Origin of the sequence: Lutibacter flavus (assembly GCF_900188355.1) — a bacterium.
Lineage (GTDB): Bacteria > Bacteroidota > Bacteroidia > Flavobacteriales > Flavobacteriaceae > Lutibacter > Lutibacter flavus.
In genome coordinates, this window is sequence record NZ_FZNX01000002.1 from 490,460 (window position 1) to 516,282 (window position 25,823).

The 25,823-nt window shown below is 31.3% G+C and carries 26 protein-coding genes; 15 read left to right on the top strand and 11 right to left on the bottom strand.

What is annotated here, in order from left to right:
• Positions 1-24: 24 nt before the first annotated feature.
• From CHB63_RS08355 to CHB63_RS08385, 7 genes are all read right to left on the bottom strand, one after another.
• Positions 25-771 (bottom strand): 3-keto-disaccharide hydrolase, encoded by a 747-nt coding sequence (locus CHB63_RS08355; protein WP_089377998.1) that lies wholly within the window; start codon positions 769-771, stop codon positions 25-27.
• Between the two features lie 35 nt (positions 772-806).
• Complete coding sequence (locus tag CHB63_RS08360) at positions 807-1,595, bottom strand: 3-keto-disaccharide hydrolase (RefSeq protein ID WP_089377999.1); 789 nt, start codon at positions 1,593-1,595, stop codon at positions 807-809.
• 12 nt (positions 1,596-1,607) lie between these two features.
• A complete protein-coding gene (locus CHB63_RS08365) occupies positions 1,608-2,660 on the bottom strand; it encodes a sugar phosphate isomerase/epimerase family protein (RefSeq protein ID WP_089378000.1) in 1,053 nt (350 codons plus the stop codon).
• 98 nt (positions 2,661-2,758) lie between these two features.
• Entirely contained in the window at positions 2,759-3,892 is a 1,134-nt protein-coding gene (locus CHB63_RS08370; RefSeq protein WP_089378001.1) for a Gfo/Idh/MocA family protein, read from the bottom strand.
• Position 3,893: 1 nt separating this feature from the next.
• The gene (locus tag CHB63_RS08375) at positions 3,894-5,126 is read right to left on the bottom strand and encodes a nucleoside permease (protein WP_089378002.1); all 1,233 of its coding nucleotides are present in this window, start codon (positions 5,124-5,126) and stop codon (positions 3,894-3,896) included.
• Between the two features lie 18 nt (positions 5,127-5,144).
• Positions 5,145-6,146: a sugar phosphate isomerase/epimerase family protein gene (locus CHB63_RS08380; protein WP_089378003.1), complete on the bottom strand. Its 1,002-nt coding sequence runs from the start codon at positions 6,144-6,146 to the stop codon at positions 5,145-5,147.
• Between the two features lie 126 nt (positions 6,147-6,272).
• Positions 6,273-7,283 (bottom strand): AraC family transcriptional regulator, encoded by a 1,011-nt coding sequence (locus CHB63_RS08385; RefSeq protein WP_089378134.1) that lies wholly within the window; start codon positions 7,281-7,283, stop codon positions 6,273-6,275.
• A gap of 285 nt (positions 7,284-7,568) precedes the next feature.
• Between CHB63_RS08385 and CHB63_RS08390 the strand changes: the two genes are divergently transcribed.
• From CHB63_RS08390 to CHB63_RS08405, 4 genes are all read left to right on the top strand, one after another.
• Positions 7,569-9,281: a GMC oxidoreductase gene (locus tag CHB63_RS08390; RefSeq protein ID WP_089378004.1), complete on the top strand. Its 1,713-nt coding sequence runs from the start codon at positions 7,569-7,571 to the stop codon at positions 9,279-9,281.
• Between the two features lie 4 nt (positions 9,282-9,285).
• The gene (locus tag CHB63_RS08395) at positions 9,286-9,909 is read left to right on the top strand and encodes a gluconate 2-dehydrogenase subunit 3 family protein (protein WP_176420302.1); all 624 of its coding nucleotides are present in this window, start codon (positions 9,286-9,288) and stop codon (positions 9,907-9,909) included.
• Positions 9,910-10,033: 124 nt separating this feature from the next.
• Positions 10,034-10,969, top strand: a complete 936-nt coding sequence (locus CHB63_RS08400; RefSeq protein ID WP_089378005.1) for a hydroxypyruvate isomerase family protein — start codon at positions 10,034-10,036, stop codon at positions 10,967-10,969.
• Positions 10,970-10,975: 6 nt separating this feature from the next.
• Complete coding sequence (locus CHB63_RS08405; protein ID WP_089378006.1) at positions 10,976-12,415, top strand: Gfo/Idh/MocA family protein; 1,440 nt, start codon at positions 10,976-10,978, stop codon at positions 12,413-12,415.
• Between the two features lies 1 nt (position 12,416).
• Here CHB63_RS08405 and CHB63_RS08410 read toward each other — a convergent pair whose 3' ends face one another.
• Positions 12,417-12,806 (bottom strand): hypothetical protein, encoded by a 390-nt coding sequence (locus CHB63_RS08410; RefSeq protein WP_141107288.1) that lies wholly within the window; start codon positions 12,804-12,806, stop codon positions 12,417-12,419.
• Between the two features lie 51 nt (positions 12,807-12,857).
• Complete coding sequence (locus tag CHB63_RS08415) at positions 12,858-13,268, bottom strand: BrxA/BrxB family bacilliredoxin (RefSeq protein ID WP_089378008.1); 411 nt, start codon at positions 13,266-13,268, stop codon at positions 12,858-12,860.
• A gap of 187 nt (positions 13,269-13,455) precedes the next feature.
• On the opposite strand from CHB63_RS08415, the gene CHB63_RS08420 reads away from it, so the two are divergent.
• On the top strand, positions 13,456-14,196 hold the full coding sequence (locus CHB63_RS08420) for a TerB family tellurite resistance protein (RefSeq protein ID WP_089378009.1): 741 nt from the start codon (positions 13,456-13,458) through the stop codon (positions 14,194-14,196).
• Between the two features lie 295 nt (positions 14,197-14,491).
• On the opposite strand, the gene CHB63_RS08425 is transcribed toward CHB63_RS08420, so the two are convergent.
• The gene (locus CHB63_RS08425) at positions 14,492-15,382 is read right to left on the bottom strand and encodes a metallophosphoesterase (protein WP_089378010.1); all 891 of its coding nucleotides are present in this window, start codon (positions 15,380-15,382) and stop codon (positions 14,492-14,494) included.
• A gap of 145 nt (positions 15,383-15,527) precedes the next feature.
• Between CHB63_RS08425 and ileS the strand changes: the two genes are divergently transcribed.
• The 10 genes from ileS (at position 15,528) to CHB63_RS08475 (ending at position 24,509) form a co-directional block, all read left to right on the top strand.
• Entirely contained in the window at positions 15,528-18,935 is a 3,408-nt protein-coding gene (gene ileS, locus CHB63_RS08430) for an isoleucine--tRNA ligase (protein WP_089378011.1), read from the top strand.
• Positions 18,936-18,939: 4 nt separating this feature from the next.
• Entirely contained in the window at positions 18,940-19,323 is a 384-nt protein-coding gene (locus tag CHB63_RS08435) for a TraR/DksA family transcriptional regulator (protein WP_089378012.1), read from the top strand.
• Positions 19,324-19,398: 75 nt separating this feature from the next.
• The gene (locus CHB63_RS08440; protein ID WP_245856864.1) at positions 19,399-19,992 is read left to right on the top strand and encodes a lipoprotein signal peptidase; all 594 of its coding nucleotides are present in this window, start codon (positions 19,399-19,401) and stop codon (positions 19,990-19,992) included.
• 68 nt (positions 19,993-20,060) lie between these two features.
• The gene (locus tag CHB63_RS08445; protein WP_089378014.1) at positions 20,061-20,393 is read left to right on the top strand and encodes an ArsR/SmtB family transcription factor; all 333 of its coding nucleotides are present in this window, start codon (positions 20,061-20,063) and stop codon (positions 20,391-20,393) included.
• Positions 20,394-20,412: 19 nt separating this feature from the next.
• Entirely contained in the window at positions 20,413-20,733 is a 321-nt protein-coding gene (locus CHB63_RS08450; protein ID WP_089378015.1) for a thioredoxin family protein, read from the top strand.
• Between the two features lie 13 nt (positions 20,734-20,746).
• Positions 20,747-21,361 carry an arsenate-mycothiol transferase ArsC gene (locus tag CHB63_RS08455; RefSeq protein ID WP_089378016.1) on the top strand — a complete coding sequence of 205 codons (615 nt, stop codon included), beginning with the start codon at positions 20,747-20,749 and terminating at the stop codon, positions 21,359-21,361.
• 5 nt (positions 21,362-21,366) lie between these two features.
• Positions 21,367-22,398, top strand: a complete 1,032-nt coding sequence (gene arsB, locus CHB63_RS08460) for an ACR3 family arsenite efflux transporter (RefSeq protein ID WP_089378017.1) — start codon at positions 21,367-21,369, stop codon at positions 22,396-22,398.
• A 3-nt stretch (positions 22,399-22,401) separates the two neighbouring features.
• Entirely contained in the window at positions 22,402-23,379 is a 978-nt protein-coding gene (locus CHB63_RS08465) for a permease (protein WP_089378018.1), read from the top strand.
• 18 nt (positions 23,380-23,397) lie between these two features.
• Complete coding sequence (locus CHB63_RS08470) at positions 23,398-23,799, top strand: nitrophenyl compound nitroreductase subunit ArsF family protein (RefSeq protein WP_089378019.1); 402 nt, start codon at positions 23,398-23,400, stop codon at positions 23,797-23,799.
• Positions 23,799-24,509 (top strand): aromatic aminobenezylarsenical efflux permease ArsG family transporter, encoded by a 711-nt coding sequence (locus tag CHB63_RS08475; RefSeq protein ID WP_089378020.1) that lies wholly within the window; start codon positions 23,799-23,801, stop codon positions 24,507-24,509. Before CHB63_RS08470 ends, CHB63_RS08475 begins: the two co-directional genes overlap by 1 nt.
• Here the strand turns inward: CHB63_RS08475 and CHB63_RS08480 are convergent.
• Positions 24,493-25,725 (bottom strand): pyridoxal phosphate-dependent decarboxylase family protein, encoded by a 1,233-nt coding sequence (locus CHB63_RS08480; protein ID WP_089378021.1) that lies wholly within the window; start codon positions 25,723-25,725, stop codon positions 24,493-24,495. The genes CHB63_RS08475 and CHB63_RS08480 overlap by 17 nt on opposite strands.
• Positions 25,726-25,823: the final 98 nt, after the last annotated feature.

The following is a 25,823-nucleotide window of genomic DNA, read 5'->3' on the forward strand; positions in this document are numbered from 1 at the left end:
TTTAATTTTTTGTTTTAGGAAATACTAAAGTTCTATTATTTTTATATTTCTAAATGAAACAGTATTACCGTGATCTTGAAGACCAATTTTACCTGTTTTATAAGTGCCAAAACCCGGCCAATCTTTAAATTTTGATTTAGATATCATTGCATCCCATTCTTTACCGCTAACTTGAAAAGAAACAATTTCCTTATCATTCAACCAAATTTTACCAGCATTGGTTTTATGATTAATTTCAATAATGCAAGTATTCCATTCACCTACTTTTTTAACTGCTTTTTCTGACGGTGCAATCATATCATACAACGCTCCAGATCTATGTGTTTCTTTTTCTTTGTCTGGATGATTTAGATCATCAAGAATCTGAATTTCAGGTCCGGTTTGATAAGGCACACTAAATTGTTCATCTTCAAAAACTCCATAGAAAATACCACTATTTCCGCCTTCAGAAATTTTCCAATCTATAGAAAGTTTAAAATTTGTATAATCATTATCCGTAACTAAATTATTAATTCCTCCATCTTTGTTTGGGTCTGGAGTAAAAACCATAGCTCCATCAATTATTTGCCATTCATCAGAAATAGTTTTGGTTTTATAATTGTGCCAACCATTAAAAGTTTTACCATCAAATAACGAAACCCATTCTTCGGTTTCTGTTTGTTGGTTTTCTGAATTTTTTGAAGAATCGTCATCTTTTTTAAATAAGTATTTAGTTCCAAAAAAACCAATTGCAAAAACAATTATAAACAGTATTATTTTTTTAAGATTCATAATATCCTAATGTTTTTATTTTTAAAATTATTTGTTTATAGTTTTCTAATCCAAATATTTCTGTAACTAACTTCACTATCATGGTCTTGCAAAGCAATTGGAGCATCACCGTGCGCATTATTTTTTGGCCAACCAATATATTCTGTTGTACCTTTTATTGTAACGTGATCTTGTACTAAAATACCATTATGTATAACAGTTATAGTAGCCGATTTTGTTTTAGTTCCATCCGCATTAAATTCAGGTGTGTGGTAAATAATATCATAAGTATTCCATTCACCAGTCGGGGCAGACGCTTTAGCTAATGGGATAGATTGTTTGTATAAAGAACCTACTTGTCCGTTTACATAAGTATCATTATTGTTATTATCTAAAACTTGAATTTCGTATCTGTTTTGAAGAAAAACACCACTATTTGCTCTATTTTGACCATCTCCTCGAATTTCTGAAGGTGATTTCCATTCAATATGTAGTTGAACACTTCCAAATGCTGTTTTAGTTTGAATATCTCCAGAGCCTCTATTTACAGTCATACTTCCATCCTCATTTATATTCCATTTTGCTGCTGTTGAATCTTTTGCACTTATCCATTCGTCAAGATTATTTCCGTCAAAAAGCACAATTGCATCAGAAGGTGCTGCATTATTTTTTGAAGGAATTACAATTGGAGGTTTTGGCTCCCAAATTTCAGTTTGTTCGGGTTTTGTAGGTTCTTGTTCATTAATTTCATCAATTAATATGGTATCAGTAGTTTCTTTTTTGATATCATTATTACAAGAAATAATGAAGAGCATTAGAGCTAATAAAAAGATTATTTTTTTCATAATTATGTGGATTTAAATTCCCAATATTTTTTTAAGTTTTTCTTTATCAACTTCAGCGCCTGCAAAGTCGTCAAAAGCTTTAGTAGTAGCTTCAATAATATGTTTTTGTATAAATGGAGCACCTTCCAAAGCTCCTTGTTCAGGACTTTTTATACAACATTCCCATTCCATAACAGCCCAAACATCACAACCGTATTGAGTTAATTTTGAGAAAATTGTTTTAAAATCTATTTGTCCATCTCCTGGAGAGCGATATCTTCCAGCTCGATCTTTCCAGTCTTGATAACCACCAAATGTTCCACTTTTACCAGTTGAATTAAATTCAGCATCTTTTACATGAAACATTTTAATAAACTCGTGGTAATAATCTATGTACTGAATATAATCTAGTTGTTGTAAAACAAAATGACTAGGATCGTATAAAATATTTACTCTTTTATGATTGCCTGTTGCTTTTAAAAAGCGTTCAAAAGTTATACCATCGTGTAAATCCTCTCCAGGATGAATTTCATAACATACATCAACTCCATTTTCGTCAAATGTATTTAATATAGGAAGCCATCTTTTAGCTAATTCTTTAAACCCTAATTCAACCAAACCATCTGGTCGTTGTGGCCAAGGATGTGCAGTATGCCAAAGAAGCGCTCCAGAGAAAGTACCATGTACATTTAAACCAATATTTTTACTTGCTTTGGCGGCATTTTTAACCTGAGAAATAGCCCATTCTGTTCTTTTTTTAGGGTTGTTTTTATAATTGTCTGGAGCGAAATTATCGAACATAATATCATAAGCTGGATGCACAGCAACTAATTGCCCTTGTAAATGCGTGGATAGTTCAGTAATTTCAAGACCAAAAGATTCGACCGTTCCTTTTAATTCATCACAATACGTTTTACTTTCAGCGGCGGTTTCCAAGTTTATTAAACTTGTTTCCCAAGTAGGAATTTGTATTCCTTTATAGCCCAGATCAGCTGACCATTTGCATAAATTTTCTAAGTTATTAAATGGAGCTTCTGTACCCATAAATTGAGCTAAAAAAATTCCAGGTCCTTTTATCGTTTTCATGTGTCTATATTATTTTTTTTAATGGTCACATGCTGTTCGCAAATAATCATTTCCTTGTGTGATAAGTTTTTTAGCATGCTCGTTTCATATTTTAATTTTTAAAGTTGAACCCAGCTATTCCCATTTTTATGAGAATTTACACATTGTTCAATAAATTTCATACCTCGTACACCGTCATTCATTACTGGAAATTCACTAGAATCATATGGTTCATTTCTAATCGCTTTTGCAACTCCAAGATAAATATTTGCCATAGAATCAAAAATTCCTTCAGGATGACCTGGTGGCAGTTTTGTTCCGTTTAAAGATAATTCAGAATTATATGAATGTCCTGGTTTGTAAACCTGCATAGGTTTATCTTCAGAAAGCAGATATAAAAAATTAGGATTTTCTTGTTCCCATTTTAAACCTCCTTTTGTACCATAAATTTTAACTTGAAGTCCGTTTTCTTCACCAGTAGCAATTTGACTGGCTCGTATTACCCCTTTCACATTTTCTGAATATCTTATTAATACAGTTCCGTCAATATCTAGTGTATTGTCTTCATATAAATAATTTAGATCTGCTAACAGAGATTTGACTTCAAGTCCTGTTAGGTATTCAGCCATATTAAAAGCATGTGTTCCTATATCTCCAATGCAACAACTTATTCCACCTTTTTTTGGATCTAATCTCCAAATTGTATTTCGAAGGTTTTTGTCGTGGATAATTGTATTTATCCAACCTTGATAATATTGAATATCAACTTTTTGAATGGTTCCAATTTCACCGTTTTTAATCATTTCACGCATTTGACGAACCATTGGATATCCAGTATAGGTATAGGTAACAGCAAATATTGTGTTGGATTTTTTAAGTGATTTTTCTAATATTTCAGCTTCTTCATAAGTTGTAGTTAATGGTTTTTCACAAATTACATGAAAACCATTTTCTATCAATTTTTTAGCCATTGGAAAATGTAAAAAATTTGGAGTAAGAACTGATACTACTTCAATTCTTTTATCTTTTGGTAGAGCAGTTTCTTTGGCTATAAAAGTGTCAAAATCAGGATAAATTCTTGAAGTATCTAAATCAATTTTTTTTGCAAAATTGATATTGTCTTCCCAAACAGGATTAAAAACAGCACCAACAATTTCGTAATTGTCATTCATAAAAGAGGCAATTCTATGTAAAACTCCTATAAGAGAATCTCCACCGCCACCAATAATCCCTAATTTTATTTTTGAATTCATTTTATTGATCTTTATAAGTTACTTCTTCATTTTTGAAAAATATTGCAAATAGAATCATTACAGCTAAAGCAAAAATTGCTGGGAACATCCAAATATTTTCCCAGTTGTGTGAATTTTCTGCAATTAAATAGGTGTCAGAAATTTTACCAGCAACCCAGAAACCTATTAACATTCCAACACCATAAGTTGCGAGTGTTATTAATCCTTGAGCGGCGCTTTTAAATTTTTCACCTGCTTTAGAATCTGTATAAATTTGACCAGAAACAAAGAAGAAATCATAACAAATTCCGTGCAATGCAATACCAATTAAAAGCATAAACGATAACTCACCTGAATTCCCATAAGCAAATAATACGTACCTAATTGCCCAGGCAATCATTCCAAATAACAATGTTTTTTTAAACCCGTATTTTTTAAAGAAAACAGGTAATAAAAGCATAAAAAGAACTTCTGAAATTTGACCAATTGTCATTTTTCCAGTTGGATTATTTACGCCAATTTCAGATAAAAACGGATTTGCGTTTTGATAATAGAATGCTAAAGGGATACATATTAGTACAGATGATAGAAAAAACACTAAAAAGTTTTTGTTTTTTAATAATTTTAAAGCATCCAAACCTAAAATATCTGAAATAGTAATTTTCTCATCTTTAGAAGCTTTAGGTGGTGTTTTTGGTAAGGCAAAGCTAAAAACCCCAAGAATTGCAGATGCAATTGCCGTCATTAAAAAAGTGTTTTGTAATAAACCACTTTTTAAACCTTCCGCTGAATCCCAATGAAATAAATAACTTATAGCTAAACCAGCTACAATCCAACCAATTGTTCCCCAAACTCTTATGTAAGAAAATTCTTTTGCAGGATCCTTCATTTGATTAAATGACACTGAATTCACCAGAGCAAGTGTTGGCATATAGGCAATCATATATCCTAAAACGTAAGGGTAAAACACGTTAAAATCGGTGGTTTTCGACATTTGAAACATTAAAATTGCACCAATAATATGCAACACACCCAATATTTTTTCGGCATTAAAAAATCGATCAGCAATCAAACCAATTATAAATGGTGCAATTATAGCGCCCCAGGATTGTGTGGAATATGCCATTCCCGTTTCTGCTCCAGTTGCATTTAAATTGTTACCTAAAAAAGTTCCTAGTGTTACAAACCATCCACCCCAGATAAAAAACTCAAGGAACATCATTATGGATAATTTAATTTGTGTTGATTTATTCATGGTTGAAAAAAGTATTAGTTAGTTTAGATTTTTTGTTGCGTTTAATAATAAATTCTTAGTAGCAATAATACCATCAATTTCACCTAAACGACTGCCTTCATATTCTACTCCTATAAAACCATTATAACCTGCATCTTTTACTATTTTTAACATTTTACTGTAGTCTATAGTTGTTTCAATTCCATTTTCATCAAAATCATATGATTTGGCGCTTACTGCTTTTGCTACAGGCATCATTTCTTTAACACCTTGGTATTTATCATATTCTTCAATACATGTTGCTCCCCAAAGTTCATCACCTTCACGCTTTAAACAAAAATTACCAAAATCTGGAAGTACTCCACAGTTAGAAGCATTTACAGCATGAATAACCTCAACAAGCAAGGCTGCATTTGAAGATAAATAACCATGGTTTTCTACAATAACATTTATGTTTTTTTCTTTAGCATAAGTAGCTAATTTTGAAAGGCCATCAGCAGCAGTTTTTTTCCAAACTTCAGGATCATTTGTTCCGAATAGGTTTACTCTTATTGAATGACAACCTAAAAACTGAGCCGCATCAACCCATTTTTTATGATTTTCTACAGCCTCATTTCTTTTTTCTTCTTCCATAGCTGCTAAATCGCCCTCATTATCAACCATAATTAATAAATTTTGAACACCAAATGTTTCACTTTTTTCTTTTAAAGTGTTTAAAAGATCTGCCATAGCTGTTTTTGAATCAGGATTCTTTTTTAATTCTTCGGTGTATAATTGACTCACATATTCAATTCCTTCAAAACCTAGTTCGCTTGCTTTTTGAGCAAAATCTAATGGGCTCATTCTTCCTTCTAAAATTTCTTTATGGAGTGACCATTCAGCCAATGAGAGCTTAAAAAAAATTGAAGTATCTGCTTTTTTAATTTCTGAAACGTCTTCTACCGGTTTATTTTTTTTTGAGCTATTACATGAATATAATCCAAGTATTGCAAAAATTACTATTATTAAGGTCGTTTTAAAGGGGAATTGTTTGCGTATCATATTTTATAAATTGAAGTGAATCTGTTATGTGAAAGTAAAAAATCAAATCTTGAGTTTTGTTTATTTTTATTCAGTGAAAAAATTTGAACAAAGTATGTTATTTAATTTTGATAAATTTATTGCAAGTTAAATGATTTTTTGCCTGAATTCCAAAGGGGTGCACTTTTCATGTCGTTTAAAAATAGTTGAAAAGTATTGACTTGTAGCGAATCCGCAACTATAGGCAACTTCAGCAATGCTTAAATTTTTATTTTCCATTAATATATTTTTAGCCATTTCAACTCGTTTCATACTAAGATATCTCATTGGAGTTAGGTTAGTTAGTTGTTTGCAATGATGTGTAAACCTTGTGATTCCTACGCCTGCAGATTTAGCCATTAGTTCAATAGTCCAAGCTTCTGGAAGGTTGTTTTTTAATTCATTTAGAAATAATTTAACACTTCTGGAGCTATCTGTAAGTGATTCATTTAAAACGACTTCATTAGTATTTAATAAGTCTAGTAATAGTATTAGAAGATAATTAACTAGCAATCTGATTCTTGAAGAATTACTCCCTTCATTATCAGTATCAACGGCTTCTCCAATTCTTTTAAAGCAATCTCTAATTTTTTTATCAGCCTTCCAAAGCCATTTTTCATTTTGTCTTAAAATAGTAGTAAGTCTTAAAAGGTCATTTGGCGCAAGCATGATCCAATCTGGCCAATCCCAATTTTGATGCGGTCTTCTTACATCTAAATCTATAATTACCCAATAAAATTTCCCCATTCCAATGGATGGATTCCCAACTTTATGTGCTTCCCATGGGCGAGTGATTGTTAGGTGGTTAGGTGATAATTCTAATTCTTTATTTTCTTGTGAATATGGCATTGTGCCTGATTCTAAAAAGTGAATTTCAATTCCTTCATTTCTGTGCCAATCTAATCCCCAATCTTGTGGTTCATTTGCATCCCAATAGCCTACGCTATTTAGACCAAGCGTATCTTCATTTAATCGGTCACCAGGATATGTATATCGGGCAAGTGCTTTAAACTTTAATTTTTTTCTTTTAACTGCATCAACCAATGGTAAGCACGTGTCTGCATGGTACACAACTCCATCGGCTTCATAAGGTTGAATTTTCTGTATATTTATTTTCACTGAAAAAATTTGAACATTATTAATATGCAAAATACATAATTTGGACATTAATAATATATTCTTTCTTAAATTTATTTGATTATTTGGATTCGGATTTAAAAATTTAATTTAAAAAAATTGATGAAATTTCTTTTCGAAAACGTTTTCGCTTTTACCGAAAACGTTTTCGATAGAAAAGAGACCAACTAAAGAAAGTTTTGTATGTACTTTAGAATATGGGAATTAGATATTTTTTATAGCAGTATTTGCTATCGTTTTTAACACTTTAATTTTTGAATATTTAAAATGAATGAAAATTTAACAACAAATAGCATTGAAAGTTTTGATGCGATTGTAATTGGAACTGGAATTAGCGGCGGTTGGGCAGCAAAGGAACTCTGTGAAAACGGATTGAAGACATTGGTACTTGAACGAGGAAGAATGGTTAAACATATTGAGGATTATCCAACAATGAATATGGATCCTTGGGATTTTGAACATAGAGGCAAAAAAAACCCAAAAGAACTTGAGCGTCAGCAAGTACAAAATAGATCGGGTTATACCACAAGACCTGATACCAAGCATTGGTTTGTTGATGACATTAAGCATCCTTATAGTGAAGAAAAAAGATTCGACTGGATGAGAGGATATCATGTAGGAGGTAGATCTATAATGTGGGGTAGACATTCTTATAGATGGAGTGATTTAGATTTTGAAGCCAATAAAAAGGATGGTCATGGTGTAGATTGGCCTATTCGCTATAATGATATTTCAAAATGGTACGATAAAGTAGAAGAATTTATTGGTGTATCAGGCGAGAATTTAGGACTTCCGCAATTACCTGATGGTAAATTATCAGAGCCAATGGAGTTAAATTGTGTTGAGCAAGATTTAAGAAAAAGTATGGCAGAAAATTTTGATGGTCGTGTTTTAACTATGGGTAGAATTGCACATAAAACTGGAAATGCAATTCACGAAGGAAGGTCTAATTGTCAATATAGAAATAGATGTATGAGAGGTTGTCCGTTTGGAGGTTACTTTAGTAGTAATTCTTCAACTTTACCAGCTGCAGACAGAACTGGAAATATGACGCTTCGTCCAAATTCCATTGCTTATGAAATTGTTTATGATGATGAAACTGGTAAAGCTTCTGGAGTAAAAATAATAGATACACTTACAAAAGAGAAAATATTTTATAAAGCTTCGATTATTTTCTGTTGTGCTTCAGCAATGGCTTCATCGGGTATTTTATTGCAATCTAAGTCAAAAAGATTTCCAAATGGACTTGGAAATGATAGCGGTGAATTAGGACATAACATTATGGATCATCATTTTAAAGTGGGTGCATCAGCAACGGTTGAGGGTTTTGATGATAAATATTACAAGGGAAGAAGACCAGGAGGAATTTATATTCCACGTTTTAGAAACCTTGATGAAAAAAGTGAGCAAAAAGAATTTTTAAGAGGTTATGGTTATCAAGGTTCTGCAAGCCGGTCTAATTGGCAAAGAGCAGTTTCTGAAATGAGTTATGGAGAAGATTTAAAAGAGGAACTAACAAAGCCAGGACCTTGGACAATTGGACTAACTGCTTTTGGAGAATGTTTACCATACCATGAAAACAAAGTGACTTTAAATTATGATAAATTAGATGAATGGGGATTACCAACTTTACATTTTGATGTTGAGTATAAGGAAAATGAAATGAAAATGAGAAAGGATATGCAAGAGCAGGCTGTTGCCATGTTAAATGCCGCAGGATTTAAAGACGTTCAGGGGTATGATGCTCCTTGCCATCCAGGAATTGGTATTCATGAAATGGGAGGCGCAAGAATGGGACATGATCCAAAAACATCTATATTAAATAAGTACAATCAAATTCATACGGTACCTAATGTATATGTAACAGATGGAGCTTGTATGACTTCAGCCGCTTGCCAAAATCCGTCATTAACATATATGGCATTAACAGCAAGAGCGGCAAATTATGCAGCTAAAGAATTTAATAAAAACAAGAAATAGACTTATGAAACGTAGAACAGCACTTAAAAATTTGACATTAAGTATTGGATATGCAGTTGCAGCGCCAACTTTGTTTAATATGCTTTCATCTTGTACTGCTGAAGTAGAGACATGGAAACCCATATTTTTATCTTCAAATGAAAAACATTTGGTTACGCATTTGGTTGATATTATTTTACCATCATCAAATATTCCCGGGGCATTAGATGTAAATGTGCCTCAATTTATTGATAAAATGTATAAAGACATTGAGTTAGAGCCAAAGCAGAAAATATTTCAACAGGGGGCAGCAATTTTTAGTAAAAAGTTTGAGGATAAATTTGGAAAAAGGATTTCAGAGGTATCAAAAGAAGATATTCATACATTATTTGATTCTTATTTTAGATTAACCGAAGAAGAACAGAAACAAGTTATGAATGAACAACGGCAATCTGAAAATGAAATAAATGAAGGCAAAAAGGAATCTTTTTTAATGTATAAATTTTTGTTTTCAGTAAGATATTATACCTTGTTTGGATATTATTCATCTGAAAAAGTAGGAACGGAAGTATTAAATTATGATCCTGTTCCAGGAGTGTACCAAGGATGTATACCGTTAGAAGATGTTGGAAATGCTTGGTCGCTATAAGTATTTGATTACTAAAAAAATATGAAATTAAACTCAATTACAGTCTTAGAGAGCAGAGCTTTATTACAAAGAGATAAAATTATGTCTTATAACTAACATTCCTTCAAATATTTTACAATAAAGTATGGAAAGAAGATCATTCATTAAAAAAACTACTGCTTTAGCATCAGTTGCAGGTTTGGGATCTGTTGGACTAAATGCAATGAGTCTTATTTCTGAAAAAAAAATAGATTCAAAACCAGCATTTAATTTAAATTATGCTCCGCATATTGGAATGTTTAAAAATCATTCTGGAGAAAATCCTATAGATGAAATTAATTTTATGGCTAATCAGGGATTTACAGCGTTTGAAGATAATGAAATGCGAAACAGACCTGTTGAGTTACAGAAAAAAATGGGTGAGTGTTTGTTAAAGAACAATATAAAAATGGGTGTTTTTGTTGCTCATAAAATTTATTGGAACAAACCGAGTTTTGCTAGTGGAGATTCATCACATCGCAAAGAATTTTTAACGGATATTATAAACTCAGTTGAAGTAGCAAAAAGAGTAAATGCTACTTGGATGACAGTTGTTCCAGGGCATTTAGATTTAAGGTTAGATCTAAATTACCAAACAGCAAATGTTGTTGAATCTTTAAAGTATGCTTCTGAAATATTAGAAAAAAATAATTTAGTAATGGTTCTGGAACCATTGAATTTTTACAATCATCCAGGTCTTTTTTTAACTGAAAGTCCGCAGGCATTTCAAATTTGTAAGTCTGTAAATAGCCCTTCTTGTAAAATCTTATTTGATATTTATCATCAACAAATTCAAGAAGGAAATTTATTACCTAATATTGAAAAAACTTGGGATGAAATTGCTTATTTTCAAATTGGAGACAATCCAGGGAGAAATGAGCCAACAACGGGAGAAATCAATTATAAAAATATTTTTAAGTTTATTCATTCAAAAGGGTATAAAGGTATTTTAGGAATGGAACATGGCAATTCACTACAAGGAAAAGAAGGCGAATTAGCTGTAATTGATGCTTATATAAAGACAGATGATTTTTTAAATTAAAAAATTATGAAATCTAATACAAATAAGGGTAGAAGAAAATTTATTAAAAAAACAGCAATTGTGGCTGCCGGAATCTCAATAGTACCTAGAGCTGTTTTAGGACGTGGATTTATAGCACCAAGTGATAAATTAAATGTTGCTGTAATTGGTGGTGGAGGTAAAGGTTATAGTGACGCTGTTAATGTTTGGAATAAAGGAGCTTCAAATATTGCGGCAATTTGTGATGTTGATTGGAAAAGAGCTGCAAATGCATTTGAAAAATTTCCGAAGGCAAAACGATATAAAGATTTTAGAAGGTTATTTGATGAAATGACTGATATTGATGCGGTAACAGTGTCAACACCAGATCATACACATGCAGTAATTACACATACAGCCATGCAAATGAATAAGCATGTGTATGTTCAAAAACCTTTAACGCATAGTATTCACGAAGCAAGATTTCTAACAGAGGCTGCAAATAGATATAATATAGTAAGCCAAATGGGAAACCAGGGAGCTTCAGGTCAAGGCGTAAAAACCATGGAAAATTGGTTTAATGCCGGAACTATTGGAAAAGTTAGTGAAGTTCATGTGTGGACAAACAGACCCGTTTGGCCACAAGGAATTCCAACCCCAACGGATAAACCAACAATGTTAAACGGTTTGGATTGGGATAATTGGGTTGGACCGGCAAAATGGGTAGATTATCATCCGTTGTATCATCCATTTAAATGGCGAGGTTGGTGGAATTTTGGAACAGGAGCATTAGGAGATATGGGATGTCATTTAATAGACCCTCCATTTAGAGTTTTAGGATTAGGATATCCTACAGAAGTTGAAAGCAGTATTGGTGCAATTTATTCAAAGGATTGGGTACCAGATTATTTTCCAGAATCTTGTCCGCCTTCTTCGCGAACACAGCTCAAATTTCCGGCAAGTGAAAAAAATGCTTGTGAAGTCAAAATGAATTGGACAGATGGAGGCTTGAGACCATTTCATCCGGAGTTAATTCCTGCGGATCACTCAATTGGTGATGATGATAGTTCAAATGGAGTTATTATGATAGGTAAAGAAGGAATTATTACCTGCGGAACTTACGGTAGAAATCCGAAATTATATTTAAATTCAGGTGAAATTATTGAAGGTGATTCAGAAAATGAGCTTGTGAATTTGCCAGAAAATGGACATCCAACTTTTTGGGTTGAAGCATGTAAAGATGGATTTGGAAGCTCTAAACATAGAGAATTAACATCTTCTTTTGATTTTGCAGGGCCATTAACGGAGTCTATTTTAATGGGGAATTTGGCAATTAGAAGTTATAATTTACGTGAGAAAAGAGGAAACGGTTATAGTTATCCAGGGCGTAAAAAATTATTATGGGACGGTGTTAATATGAGAATAACTAATTTTGAGGATGCCAATCAATTTGTAAGAAGAGAATATAGAAAAGGTTGGACTTTATAAACTAAAAAATTGCGATACATTTTCCATTAATACACTCAACATTCGAAGGAGGTGAAACAGCCATACAATCAGAAATAATATTCCATTTTATGTTGTATTCATTTTCAAGTTTATTATAAAAATTCACTTTTTCTTTTAATAGAGCAACATTAATATTGCTGCTATAGACTAAATAACTCCAAGCACCGCCACAAGGTTTACTGCCAAATGCAATAAATTCGCAAGTAGTCGTTTCTGAACAATCTTCTGAATTTATAATTTGCTCAATTTCATTTTTTAAATTTAATAATTCAAGCTTTTCTTCTTCTTGACTAGGTTCAGAGTTTTTTGAACAACTAAAAACGATTGCCATAAAGACAATCGTTTTTATAATATGTTTAAATACTTTCATAACCTTAATTTAAATAGTTTTGATATTTAACTATAAAATTAACAAAATATTTTAGCAATATTCGTCGTAAGCTGCAGCTAAATTAGATGCAATAACTTCAGCAGGTCTTCCTTCAATGTGATGACGTTCAAGCATATGAACTAATACTCCATCTTTAAATAAAGCAATTGCAGGGGATGAAGGAGGAAAAGGAACCATATGGTCACGGGCAGCAGTAGTAGCTTCAGTGTCAACTCCTGCAAAAACAGTTACTAAATTGGTTGGAACTTTATCAAATTGTAATGAAACTACTGCTCCTGGACGAGCAGTACCTGCGGCACAACCACAAACAGAATTAACTACAACTAATGTAGTTCCTTCTTTTTTTAGGGCTTCTTCAACATCTTGTGCTGTATGTAATGATGTAAAACCTGCACTTTCTAATTCTTGCTGCATTGGTTTTACTAATTCTGGTGGATACATATATTTTATTTTTTTAGTTATACTTTATTATAATGGTGCAAATATAACGGATTAAATATGAAAAGACTAAACAGGAAATTTAATTATTGGAAACATAAAAAAGTTTATAAATATTTTAACAACTGTAACATTGCTAATTTTAGGGCGTACTAATAATTCAATTATCTTTGCAGCACTAAAATAAATTATGGGAAATTTTGTAAAATGGCTTGGCGCTGGATTAGGATTTACTTTTGGAGGGCCAATTGGAAGTGTATTAGGATATGTAGTTGGTAGTTTTATTGATGGTTTTACCACAGAGGATGTTGAACGAGCAAGAACTTATAGAACATCAGGAAGTAATTCGCAATCTGGTGATTTTGAAATTAGCTTGCTGTTATTATCTGCTGTTATTATAAAAGCAGATGGTAAAATTGATCAACGGGAGTTGTCTTATGTACGAAATCATTTTAAAAATATGTATGGTGAAGAAAGGGCGAGCCATGCTTTTAAATTATTTAATGGTTTTATAAAAAACAACAACGTTTCTACAAGACAAATTTGCATGCAAATTCGTCAAAATATGACGCATGCTTCACGGTTACAATTGGTACATTTTCTTTTTGGAATTGCAAAAGCTGATGGTATTGTTAGCGTAACAGAAGTTCATTCTATTAAAACAATAGCAGGTTATTTATATATAAGTCAGCAAGATTTTGAATCTATAAAAGCTATGTTTTATGATAGTTCAGATAGTTCCTATCGAATTTTAGAGATTGAAAAAACGGTATCTAATGATGAGGTTAAAAAAGCCTATAGAAAAATGGTTAAAAAATACCACCCTGATAAATTGCAACATTTAGGTGAAGAGCATGTTAAAGGTGCCGAAGATAAATTTAAACAAGTGCAAAAAGCATACGAACATATTCAAAAAGAAAGAGGAATGTAATTTTTTTATTTTTTTGTGACCAATTAAAAAATGTGGTGTCTTATTAATTGGTTAGTGATTAGTTAAAGGGATTATTTAAACCTCAAAGTTTAAATGTAGACCCCAAGATTAGTGAAGCGTCTCTCTTGAGGCGCTTTTTTTTGACATATTTTTAAAATATATTTAATAATGTGACTTCATAAATAATTAAGTGTCATATTAATAGTTAGTTAATAATACTAGTATTAAATAGGTAAACCCCAAATTATATTCAACCCCACAAGATTGTAAAAAACACCTTTTTTTAGGTGTTTTTTTATTTTAAATAGGATGCAATATCTTGAGGATCTTCTAAAACAGTTTTAATTATTTGAAGTGTTCCATCTTCATTAGAAATAGTATGCCATTTAATTAATGAAATTTGCATATCAGCTATTTCAATTCCTGTAATTGATTGAGGATGTACACAACTTCCATCATTAAAATATGGTAATTCATTTGGTTCTGGAAATCTTGGTCTATGAGTATGTCCCGCAATAATCATTTGGTTGTTATTTGCTAAGATCCATTTTTTTAAACGCCTTTCAACTTTTATTAACTCTTTATAATTTTTTGCTGGACTTGTTGGATCCTTTATCCCAATAATTTGAAGAGGTTTCCATAAAAACTGGACTAAAAACCGACTCCATTTCCATAAAACATAATTAAAAAAATCTGCTTGATGACCGTGTATGAGAAATATATTTTTATCAAAACCCTCAACATCCAAAATAATTCCTTCATTATAAGTCAATCCTTTTAGTAAATCCTTTTTAGTCGAATTTATTTCATCAAAATAGGAGCCTAAAAGTTTAGCTACTTTTTTATCTTTTCTTAAAACCATATCATGGTTTCCCCATAACATGTGCAGTCTGTTTTTTAAATGAAATTCGCGCAACAATAAAAAATTATTTTTATGAGCTTTAAAAATTTCATTAAAATCGCTATTCTCCCATAATTCTATACCATCGCCTAGCTCAATATAGGTAAAATCATCGTTAAAATAATCTCGTAATGCGTGGTAATAAATAGTTCCGTTATGTGTAAAATCATCGGTATAACTGTTATCCCCTCTGTGGCAATCACTAAAAATAATAAATTTAGAATCACAATTTAAAGGAATTATTTTTGCTTTTTTGAAGGAGTTAGATATAATTTGTTGAACCATATTTCAATAAAAATAATTATAAATGTAAACTTAAAATAATTCTTCTGAATTCATTGGTTTTAAACTGTCATTTTTTTGCCTTTTATAACAATGATATTTTCAAGAAAATACGTAATTTCGCAAACTAATTGATTTAAGGGTAAAAATGAGCAAAAAATTTAGAGAATATAAAGGATTGAATCTCACTAAAGTAGCAGAAGAGACTTTGACTTTTTGGGAGACTTCATCTATTTTCGAAAAAAGTATAACAACAAGAGATGAAAATAAACCATTTATATTTTTTGAAGGTCCGCCTTCTGCAAATGGTTTGCCAGGTATTCATCATGTGATGGGACGTACAATTAAAGACATTTTTTGTAGATATAAAACGTTGCAAGGGTTCCAAGTTAAGCGTAAGGCAGGTTGGGATACACACGGATTACCAATTGAATTAGGTGTTGAAAAAGAACTGGGAATTACCAAGGAAGATATTGGAAAAAAAATTACTATTGAAGAATATAATGACGCTTGTAGAAAAGCGGTAATGCGTTATACAGATGTTTGGAATGACTTAACAAAACGTGTTGGTTACTGGGTTGATATGGAAGATCCTTATGTAACTTACAAGTCAAAATATATGGAGACAGTATGGTGGTTGTTAGCTCAAATGTATAAAAAAGGGCTAATTTATAAAGGGTATACAATTCAGCCTTACTCACCAAAAGCTGGAACAGGTCTTAGTTCTCACGAATTAAATCAACCTGGAACATACCAAGATGTTACAGATACAACGGCTGTTGCACAATTTAAAGCTATAAAAAATACATTACCAGATTTTTTACAAAATATAGATGGAGATATTCACTTTTTAGCTTGGACAACAACTCCTTGGACTTTACCTTCAAATACGGCTTTAACTGTAGGGAAAAAGATAGCGTACGTTTTAGTTAAATCTTTTAATCAATACACTTTTGAACCAATAAATGTAATTTTAGCTAAGAATTTAGTAGAAAAACAGTTCTCTAAAAAATTCTTTGCTGTTGAAGAAGAATCATTACTTTCTGAATATAAAGAAAGCAATAAAAAAATTCCATTTATTGTAATTCAAGAATTTAAAGGAGTAGATATATTAGAGGCGAAATACGAACAATTATTGCCATATGCACTTCCGTATCAAAATCCTGAAAATGCATTTAGAGTAATTGCAGGAGATTTTGTAACAACGGAAGATGGTACAGGAATTGTACATACTGCTCCAACTTTTGGTGCAGATGATGCAATGGTTGCTAAACAAGCAAAACCTGAAGTTCCGCCAATGTTAGTTTTAGACGACAATGGAAATCCAGTTCCTTTGGTTGATTTACAAGGAAGATTCACCAAACATATGGGTGAATATGCTGGTAAATATGTGAAGAATGAATATTACAATGAAGGAGAAGAGCCGGAGCGCTCAATGGATGTTGATATTGCAATTAAATTAAAAGAAGAAAACAAAGCTTTTCACGTAGAAAAATACCGACACAGTTATCCGCATTGTTGGAGAACAGATAAACCAATTTTATACTATCCGTTAGATTCTTGGTTTATTAAAGTGACTGATAAGCGTGATAGAATGTTCGATTTAAATAATACAATTAACTGGAAACCAAAATCAACCGGAGAAGGGCGTTTTGGAAATTGGTTAAAAAATGCAAACGATTGGAATTTATCGCGTTCTCGTTATTGGGGAATTCCTTTACCAATATGGAGAACAGAAGACGGTGCTGAAGAAATTATTTTAGGTTCTGTTGAAGAATTAAAAGCTGAGATGAAAAAATCAGTTGAAGCAGGATTCTTGGAAGCTGATATTTTTGCTGATTTTGAAGTTGGAAATATGAGTGAAGAAAACTATGATAAAATAGATCTTCATAAAAATATTGTAGATGCCATAACGTTAGTTTCACCAAAAGGTCAGCCGATGAAACGCGAAAGCGATTTAATTGATGTTTGGTTTGATTCTGGTTCTATGCCATATGCACAATGGCATTATCCGTTTGAAAATAAAGAACTAATAGACGATAATAAATTTTTTCCAGCCGATTTTATAGCTGAAGGAGTTGACCAAACTCGTGGATGGTTTTATACGTTACACGCAATTGCAACAATGGTTTTTGATTCTGTTGCCTATAAAAATGTGGTTTCTAATGGATTGGTGTTAGACAAGGAAGGTAAAAAAATGTCGAAACGTTTAGGGAACGCTGTTGATCCGTTTGAAACAATGGATAAATACGGAGCAGATGCCACGCGTTGGTATATGATTTCAAATGCAAATCCGTGGGACAATTTAAAATTTGATATTGAAGGTATTGATGAGGTTCGTCGTAAATTCTTCGGAACATTATATAATACATATTCTTTCTTCGCATTATATGCCAATTTAGATAATTTCACATATGCTGAAGATGACATTGCAATTGAAGACAGACCAGAAATTGATCGCTGGGTGTTATCTGAATTAAATACATTGGTTAAAAATGTGGAAAAATTCTATGAAGAATATGAGCCTACAAAGGCGGCGCGTGCAATTCAGGACTATGTAGGTGAAAATTTAAGTAACTGGTTTGTGCGTTTAAGTAGAAGACGTTTTTGGAAAGGTGATTATCAGCATGATAAAATTTCAGCGTATCAAACTTTGTATACTTGTATGTTAACGGTTGCTAAATTAGGCTCTCCAATTGCGCCATTTTTTATGGACAATCTTTACAAAGATTTAACTTCAGTTTCCGGAAAAGAAAATTTTGAATCAATACATTTGGCCGAATTTCCAAAGTACGATGAAAGTATGGTTGATAGTAAGCTGGAGCATAAAATGCAACAAGCCCAAAAAATATCTTCAATGGTTTTATCATTACGTAAAAAAGAAATGATAAAAGTGCGCCAACCATTGCAGAGAATTATGATTCCAGTTCTTAATCAGGAAGATAGAGATGAGATTTTAGCTGTTGAAAACTTAATAAAATCGGAGGTAAATGTTAAAGAAATTGAGTTAATTGATGATGCTTCCGGGATATTGGTTAAAACAATAAAGCCTAATTTTAAAGTGCTTGGGCCTAAGTTTGGTAAGGATATGAGGTTTGTTTCTCAAGCAATTCAAAATCTAACTCAAGAAGATATAGCAAATGTTGAAAAACAAGGTGAAATTTCTTTAAAAGTGAATGAAAAAACTGTAAATTTAACACTCAATGAAGTTGAAATCACTTCCCAAGATATTGAAGGTTGGTTAGTTGCTAATCAGGGTAGTTTAACAGTAGCATTAGATGTAACAATTACCGACGAATTAAGGAAAGAAGGGAATGCAAGAGAACTTATAAACAGGGTTCAAAATTTAAGAAAAGAGTCTGGTTTTGATGTTACTGACAAAATTAAGTTAATTATTCAAAAAAATGATATATTAGAGCGCTCAATTAAGGCAAATGAACAATATATAAAAACAGAAACGTTAACAAAAGAGTTGGTGTTTGAAGAAGTTTTAGAAAAAGGCACGGAAATTGCTTTTGACGATGTAAACACCAAAATTCTAATAGTAAAAATGTAAGGTTATGAACGATAATGAAAACAATAGATATTCTGACAAAGATTTAGCTGAATTTAAAGAACTTATTCTTAAAAAAATAGCATATGCAGAAGAAGATTTGGCATTAATAAAAAGCGCGTTTAAAAACGATAGTAATAATGGTACGGATGATACATCTCCAACTTTTAAAGCTTTTGAAGAAGGTTCTGAAACAATGTCTAAAGAAGCTAATGTAGCTTTGGCAATTCGTCAGGAGAAGTTTATTAGAGATTTAAAAAATGCTTTAGTTCGTATAGAAAATAAAACCTATGGTATTTGTCGTGTAACAGGAAAATTAATTGTTAAAGAACGATTAAAATTAGTTCCTCACGCAACATTAAGTATTGAGGCTAAGAATATGCAGCAGTAATAATTATACCTTTAAGTAAATTGAAGTTTAGTTATTTGGCTTCATTTTGTAATACACCTTAGAAAAAAATTAAATTTGAAGAAAGCTATATTTATTATTATTACTGTATTATTAATAGATCAAATTAGTAAAATATATATAAAAACTAATTTTTTATATGGTGAAGAAGTAGTTGTTTTTGACTGGTTTAGAATCCATTTTATTGAAAATAATGGAATGGCCTGGGGCGCTGAGTTAGGAGGGAAAACAGGTAAATTATTCCTAACGATTTTTAGGTTGTTTGCAATAGTTGGTATAGGTTATTGGCTTTATTCTTCAGTTAAGAAAAATGCCCATACTATTTTAATTGTTGCCATTTCACTTATTTTTGCAGGTGCAATGGGTAATATTATAGACTCTGTTTTTTATGGAGTTATTTTTGATACGCCAAGAAATGCAACTGCAACCTTATTTGCAAGTGAGCCTTATGGAGAATTACTATATGGTAAGGTAGTTGACATGCTTTATTTCCCAATTTGGAGTGGAGATTTACCAAGTTGGTTGCCAATTTGGGGAGGTAAACCTTTTACTTTTTTTAATGCAATTTTTAATGTTGCCGACACTGCAATTTCTACTGCAGTTGGTTTGTTGATTGTCTTTAATAAAAAGGCATTTCCAAAACACGATTAATTTATAATTAAGAAATTAAAATTGATAGTTTTAAATAATTATATTAATCGTACATTTGCGATGAACTTATGAAAAGAACAAAAGAAAATATAGTATATCAAGTGGAAACAGAGGAAATCGCAAAATTTGCGAAAGCTTTGGGGCATCCAACTCGTATTAAAATATTAAATCATTTAGACGATGCTAGTTGTTGTTATACAGGTGATTTACTAGAGGTTTTACCTTTGGCTCAATCTACAATTTCACAGCATTTAAAAGAGTTGAAAGACGCTGGATTGATCCAAGGAACTGTAGATCCTCCAAAAATTAAATACTGTATAAATCAAGAAAATTGGATAAAAGCAAAGGCGTTATTCAATGAGTTTTTCAGTAAAAATATGAATGAAATTTCGTGTAAATAAGAATATTAAATTATAGAATATGAAAATAATTAAAGTATTAGGTACAGGTTGTCCAAGCTGTGTAAGTGCAGAAAAAGTGGTAGCCGATGTTGTAAACGAATTAAATATTGACGCTCAAATAATTAAAGTAACAGAAATTATGGATATCATGATGTACGATGTTATGAATACACCTGCGATTGTTATTGATGAAAAAGTTGTGATAAAAGGGAGAGTGCCAAATAAAGATGAAATGAAAGCATTTTTAGTAGATAATTTTGCTAATAATGCTTGTTGTTCAGATGAAGATATAGAATCCGGTTGCTGTTCTACAGAGGAAAAAGAATCTGGTTGTTGTTAAGAAAAGTTAATTTATGGTATTTCAAAAAATAGAAGATAAAATTGATTCATTGATAAAAATTGATTCAATCTCAAACGGAAGAAAGGGAGAATTAAAACCGTTAATAGATTTTATTCAATCTAAGGTTTCAAGTAATAAGAATGTAAATCTTAATTTTATTTGTACGCATAATTCCAGAAGAAGTCATTTGTCGCAAGTTTGGGCTCAAACAGCTGCGCATTATTTTAAGGTAAAAAATGTGCATTGTTATTCTGGAGGAACAGAAGCTACGGCTTTGTTTCCAATGGCTGCTCAAACATTATCTTCAGCTGGTTTTCAAATTGTGAAATTGTCAAAAGAAATCAATCCAGTTTATAGTATTAAATATGCCGAAAATGAACCTTCTATTATTGGGTTTTCTAAAACTTACGATGATCAATTCAATCCAAAAAGTGAGTTTGCAGCTATTATGACTTGCAATAATGCTGATGTTGGATGCCCTTTTATACCTGGAGCGGATAAGCGAATTCCTGTAAAATACGATGATCCCAAAGCCTTTGATAATACGCCTCAACAGGAAGAAAAATACGAAGAAAGAAGTAATCAAATAGCTTCAGAAATGTTATATGTTTTTTCTCAAATTAGATAAATTAAATGAAAACAAGACTTAAATTTTTAGACCGGTTTTTAACATTATGGATATTTTTAGCAATGGCCATTGGTGTTGGACTTGGTTATTTATTCCCTCAGATAGGAACTATAACTGATTCACTTTCGGTAGGGACTACAAATATTCCGTTGGCAATCGGCTTAATTTTAATGATGTATCCACCATTGGCTAAAGTTGATTATAGTTTGATTCCAACAGTTTTTAAAGACACTAAACTAATGTCAATGTCTTTATTTTTAAACTGGATTGTTGGACCAATTTTAATGTTTGCACTTGCAATTATCTTTTTAAGAGACGAACCAGGATATATGTCGGGTTTAATTTTAATTGGATTAGCGAGATGCATTGCAATGGTTATTGTTTGGAACGATTTAGCCGGTGCAAGTAGAGAATATGGAGCAACTCTAATTGCATTAAATAGTGTTTTTCAAATTTTGACCTATAGTTTTTATGCTTGGTTATTTATAACCGTTTTACCTGCCTATTTTGGATTAGAAGGTTTTGACGTGGATATTTCAATTTATGAAGTAGCAAAAAGCGTTGCAATTTATTTAGGAATTCCATTTTTAGCAGGGTTTTTAAGTAGAAAATATTTGGTAAAATATAAAGGAGAAGATTGGTATAACCGTAAATTTATTCCAAAAATTTCACCAATTACATTAATTGCCTTATTGGGAACCATTGTTTTAATGTTTAGTTTAAAAGGCGACTTAATTGTTGAAATTCCTTTTGATGTATTAAAGATTGCAGTGCCTTTAGTAATTTATTTTGTACTTATGTTTTTTGTCAGTTTCTTTACTGGAAAGGCTATGGGTATTGATTATAAACGTAATGCAGCTGTTGCTTTTACAGCTACTGGAAATAATTTTGAATTAGCAATTGCTGTAGCTATTGCAGTTTTTGGAATCAATTCTCAACAAGCTTTTACAGGAGTTATTGGACCTTTAGTTGAAGTTCCTGTTTTAATTCTTTTGGTAAAAGTTTCGTTATGGCTTAAGAAAAAATATTATAATTAAAATATGTTTGATTGGATTGAACATTTAGCTGATTGGTTAGTTTTTGATGTTTTTAATTTAGAAAAAGGAAAGCATTTAACAGAAGCATTGCATTTTTTTATTTTTGATTCTGTAAAAATATTATTACTGGTTTTTATAGTTATTTTTTTTATGGGAATTGTAAATAGCTATTTCCCAGTTGAAAAAGTTAGAAACTATCTATCACGTAAAAAGCTTTATGGTTTTGAATATTTAATGGCTTCATTATTTGGAACAGTTACACCATTTTGCTCATGTTCATCCGTACCTTTATTTATAGGCTTTGTAAAAGGAGGTATTCCTTTGGGAGTTACATTTTCTTTTTTAGTTACTTCACCTTTAGTAAATGAAGTTGCAATTGGTTTGTTTATTGGCTTGTTCGGTTTAAAAACAACTATAATTTATGTAATTAGTGGAGTCTTGTTGGGAACAATTTCTGGGGTAATCCTTCAAAAATTAAAACTCGAAAAATACTTATCTCCTTGGGTGCAACAAGTATTGGAAAATAGTCAAAAAGAAACGGAAAAATTTGAAATTGAACATACTACTTTTAAAAATCGTTTACCCTCAATTTGGAATGAAACCAAAACTATTTTAAAAGGGATTTTACCTTATGTAATTATAGGAATAGCTATTGGAGGATTAATGCACGGTTATATTCCTGAAGGTTTTTTTGAACAATATTTAAGTAAGGACAATTGGTTTGCAGTACCAATAGCAACTTTATTAGCAGTACCAATGTATTCTGGAGCTTCTGGAGTGCTACCCGTTGTACAAGTATTGGTTGCAAAAGGAATACCACTTGGAACTGCAATTGCCTTTATGATGGGTGTTGTTGGTCTTTCTTTACCTGAAGCAATGTTATTAAAAAAAGTAATGACACTAAAACTAATAGGAATATTTTTTTCTGTTGTAACTTTATGCATTATAATTTCAGGTTATGTTTTTAATATAATTTTTTAAATCTATAAAATTCACAAAATGAAAAATTTACAGTTAGTAGTAATATGTTGTTTGCTTTTTGTTTCAGCCTATGGACAATCGGTTAACAAAATTGAAGTAATTGATTTTCACTCAACACACCGATGTATTACTTGCAAAGCAATTGAATCAAATACTAAATTAGTGTTAGAAACAAATTTTGCAAAAGAATTAAAAGATGGTGTCATTAGCTTTCAAATAGTAAATGTTGATGATGAAAATAATTATAAGCTTGCCGAAAAATTTCAAGCAACTGGTACTGGATTATTTTTAAATGTAATTTCTAATGGAGAGGAAAAACAAATAGATTTAACGCAGTTTGGTTTTATGTACGGAAAAAATACAGCGGAATTTACAAAAAGATTGAAGAGTAGAATTGAAAAACAACTGAGTAAAATTTAATGGAGTTTTTACAGGAACTACTTGAATCTTATAATATTCCAATACTATCGGCTTTCCTATTGGGATTAATGACTTCAATTAGTCCCTGCCCTTTAGCTACAAACATTACTGCAACTGCCTTTATTTCAAAAAATATATCTAATAAAAAAAAGGTTTTTTTAAGTGGAATTATTTATTCTTTAGGAAGAGCATTCAGTTATACAACAATTGGATTGATTTTATTTTTTGGAGCAAGTAAGTTTCATGTGGCCCGTTTTTTTCAGCAAAATGGCGAAAAATATTTAGGTCCACTGTTAATTATTATTGGTTTAATAATGCTAAATGTTATTCGATTAAATTTTTTAGGTAAAATTAATTTCACCCAAAAACTAGCTGAAAAATTGGCAACAAAAGGAATGTGGGGCTCTTTTTTGATAGGGGTTTTATTTGCCTTGGCTTTTTGCCCATATAGCGGAGCTTTGTATTTTGGAATGTTAATTCCTATGACTATTTCTAGTATTGATGGCTTGTATTTACCAATTATTTTTGCTTTTGGAACTGGACTTCCAGTTATTTTATTTACTTATTTATTAGCATTTGCTGCAGGAAACATTAGCGCTTTTTACAATAAAATTTCAAAAGTTGAAAAATGGATGCGTACAATTGCAGGAGTTGTTTTTTTACTAACTGGAATTTATTATGTGTTAATATTTACTAATTTAATTTTTTAAGTTCATCAACAAACTTTAATAAATCATCAATTTCAACATGATCCATTATAATAACTTTATACCAGCTATTTTTCCCACTATGGGTATCAGGTACTAAACCATACTTTTGTGCTAAATGTTTAGGAACATATTGAGACTTAAGGGTTACAATATTAAGAAATGGATTTCTAAAATATTCAATATTTAATTCGTCCAATTGTGTGCAAAACCATTCGGTACGTAATAAGAGTTTACTTATTTTTTCAAACCAACCATAATAACCATAACTAAATAAAATCATCCAAACTGCAATTGCATTGGCGCCAGAACGGCTACCTACAATGGTTAAATCCATTCCGTCTACATATTGAGCCTCTTTGGTAAGTACATTTTCAATCAAGCCCTTTCTGCACAAAAATATACCAGTTCCATAAGGAGCTTGTAACATTTTATGAGCGTCAATTGTTATTGAAGATATGTTCGGGTTTTGGAAATTAACCGTTGAATTTCTATTGGAGATTGGATAAATAAATCCACCAAAAGCGCAATCAATATGAATTTTAAATTCAACATTATATTTGGTTAAAATTTCAGCATATAGATCTGGATCATCAACTGATCCAAACATAGTTGTAGCCATGTTTGAAATCACCATAAAATATTTTTTACCTTCAGAGATTAACTTTTTTACAATTAATTCTAATTCTTCGGCAATAATTTCTCGGGAATTAAAATCTATAGGAATACTAACCGTGTCAACACTTAATAGATTTGAACCTTTATGTACAGAATAATGTGTGTCTTCCGAAGATAAAATTACCATCTCATCTAAAGTAGCGTTAAAATCTTTTTTGAACTTATTTCTATAAATCCAAAGCGCTTGAATATTAGCTTCTGTTCCACCAGTAGCAATATAACCGTCATAAGATTCTTCTTCAGCTCTAAAAATATCTATAGCTAAAACTTTAATCACTTCTACTTCAAGTTCTTGGGATCCTTTAAATGCTTCTTCACTTTTCCCTAAAGTATGGCAGCCAATATTATTTGGATTTGCTATAAAGGATTTTAATAAAGGAGAATCGTTTAGAAAAGCACCACTTGTGTTAAAAACATTTTCATCTAGTTTAGAAACAGGGTATCCTAAATAATTACTATTTTGAAAATCTACCGTTGATTCTAAAGCTAAATCAATTCGTTTAATCAGTTTTTCTTTTGAATATTTTTTCCAATATTTCATTTCAGTGTAAATTATGAATTATTTAAAAAATGATTAAATATTTCAGCTAATTTTAATATTTCGCAAAAATATAGAAATAATTTGTATATAAATTAAAT

Excerpts from the sequence above, each read along its gene's own strand:
- CHB63_RS08450 (WP_089378015.1), top strand. The coding sequence starts at position 20,413 with ATGAAAATAATTAAAGTATTAGGTACAGGTTGTCCAAGCTGTGTAAGT.
- CHB63_RS08380 (WP_089378003.1), bottom strand. The coding sequence starts at position 6,146 with ATGATACGCAAACAATTCCCCTTTAAAACGACCTTAATAATAGTAATT.
- arsB (WP_089378017.1), top strand. The coding sequence starts at position 21,367 with ATGAAAACAAGACTTAAATTTTTAGACCGGTTTTTAACATTATGGATA.
- CHB63_RS08420 (WP_089378009.1), top strand. The coding sequence starts at position 13,456 with ATGGGAAATTTTGTAAAATGGCTTGGCGCTGGATTAGGATTTACTTTT.
- CHB63_RS08445 (WP_089378014.1), top strand. The coding sequence starts at position 20,061 with ATGAAAAGAACAAAAGAAAATATAGTATATCAAGTGGAAACAGAGGAA.
- CHB63_RS08415 (WP_089378008.1), bottom strand. The coding sequence starts at position 13,268 with ATGTATCCACCAGAATTAGTAAAACCAATGCAGCAAGAATTAGAAAGT.
- CHB63_RS08410 (WP_141107288.1), bottom strand. The coding sequence starts at position 12,806 with ATGAAAGTATTTAAACATATTATAAAAACGATTGTCTTTATGGCAATC.
- CHB63_RS08465 (WP_089378018.1), top strand. The coding sequence starts at position 22,402 with ATGTTTGATTGGATTGAACATTTAGCTGATTGGTTAGTTTTTGATGTT.
- CHB63_RS08405 (WP_089378006.1), top strand. The coding sequence starts at position 10,976 with ATGAAATCTAATACAAATAAGGGTAGAAGAAAATTTATTAAAAAAACA.
- ileS (WP_089378011.1), top strand. The coding sequence starts at position 15,528 with ATGAGCAAAAAATTTAGAGAATATAAAGGATTGAATCTCACTAAAGTA.
- CHB63_RS08390 (WP_089378004.1), top strand. The coding sequence starts at position 7,569 with ATGAATGAAAATTTAACAACAAATAGCATTGAAAGTTTTGATGCGATT.
- CHB63_RS08470 (WP_089378019.1), top strand. The coding sequence starts at position 23,398 with ATGAAAAATTTACAGTTAGTAGTAATATGTTGTTTGCTTTTTGTTTCA.
- CHB63_RS08400 (WP_089378005.1), top strand. The coding sequence starts at position 10,034 with ATGGAAAGAAGATCATTCATTAAAAAAACTACTGCTTTAGCATCAGTT.
- CHB63_RS08375 (WP_089378002.1), bottom strand. The coding sequence starts at position 5,126 with ATGAATAAATCAACACAAATTAAATTATCCATAATGATGTTCCTTGAG.
- CHB63_RS08435 (WP_089378012.1), top strand. The coding sequence starts at position 18,940 with ATGAACGATAATGAAAACAATAGATATTCTGACAAAGATTTAGCTGAA.
- CHB63_RS08395 (WP_176420302.1), top strand. The coding sequence starts at position 9,286 with ATGAAACGTAGAACAGCACTTAAAAATTTGACATTAAGTATTGGATAT.
- CHB63_RS08365 (WP_089378000.1), bottom strand. The coding sequence starts at position 2,660 with ATGAAAACGATAAAAGGACCTGGAATTTTTTTAGCTCAATTTATGGGT.
- CHB63_RS08370 (WP_089378001.1), bottom strand. The coding sequence starts at position 3,892 with ATGAATTCAAAAATAAAATTAGGGATTATTGGTGGCGGTGGAGATTCT.
- CHB63_RS08455 (WP_089378016.1), top strand. The coding sequence starts at position 20,747 with ATGGTATTTCAAAAAATAGAAGATAAAATTGATTCATTGATAAAAATT.
- CHB63_RS08480 (WP_089378021.1), bottom strand. The coding sequence starts at position 25,725 with ATGAAATATTGGAAAAAATATTCAAAAGAAAAACTGATTAAACGAATT.
- CHB63_RS08425 (WP_089378010.1), bottom strand. The coding sequence starts at position 15,382 with ATGGTTCAACAAATTATATCTAACTCCTTCAAAAAAGCAAAAATAATT.
- CHB63_RS08355 (WP_089377998.1), bottom strand. The coding sequence starts at position 771 with ATGAATCTTAAAAAAATAATACTGTTTATAATTGTTTTTGCAATTGGT.
- CHB63_RS08475 (WP_089378020.1), top strand. The coding sequence starts at position 23,799 with ATGGAGTTTTTACAGGAACTACTTGAATCTTATAATATTCCAATACTA.
- CHB63_RS08360 (WP_089377999.1), bottom strand. The coding sequence starts at position 1,595 with ATGAAAAAAATAATCTTTTTATTAGCTCTAATGCTCTTCATTATTTCT.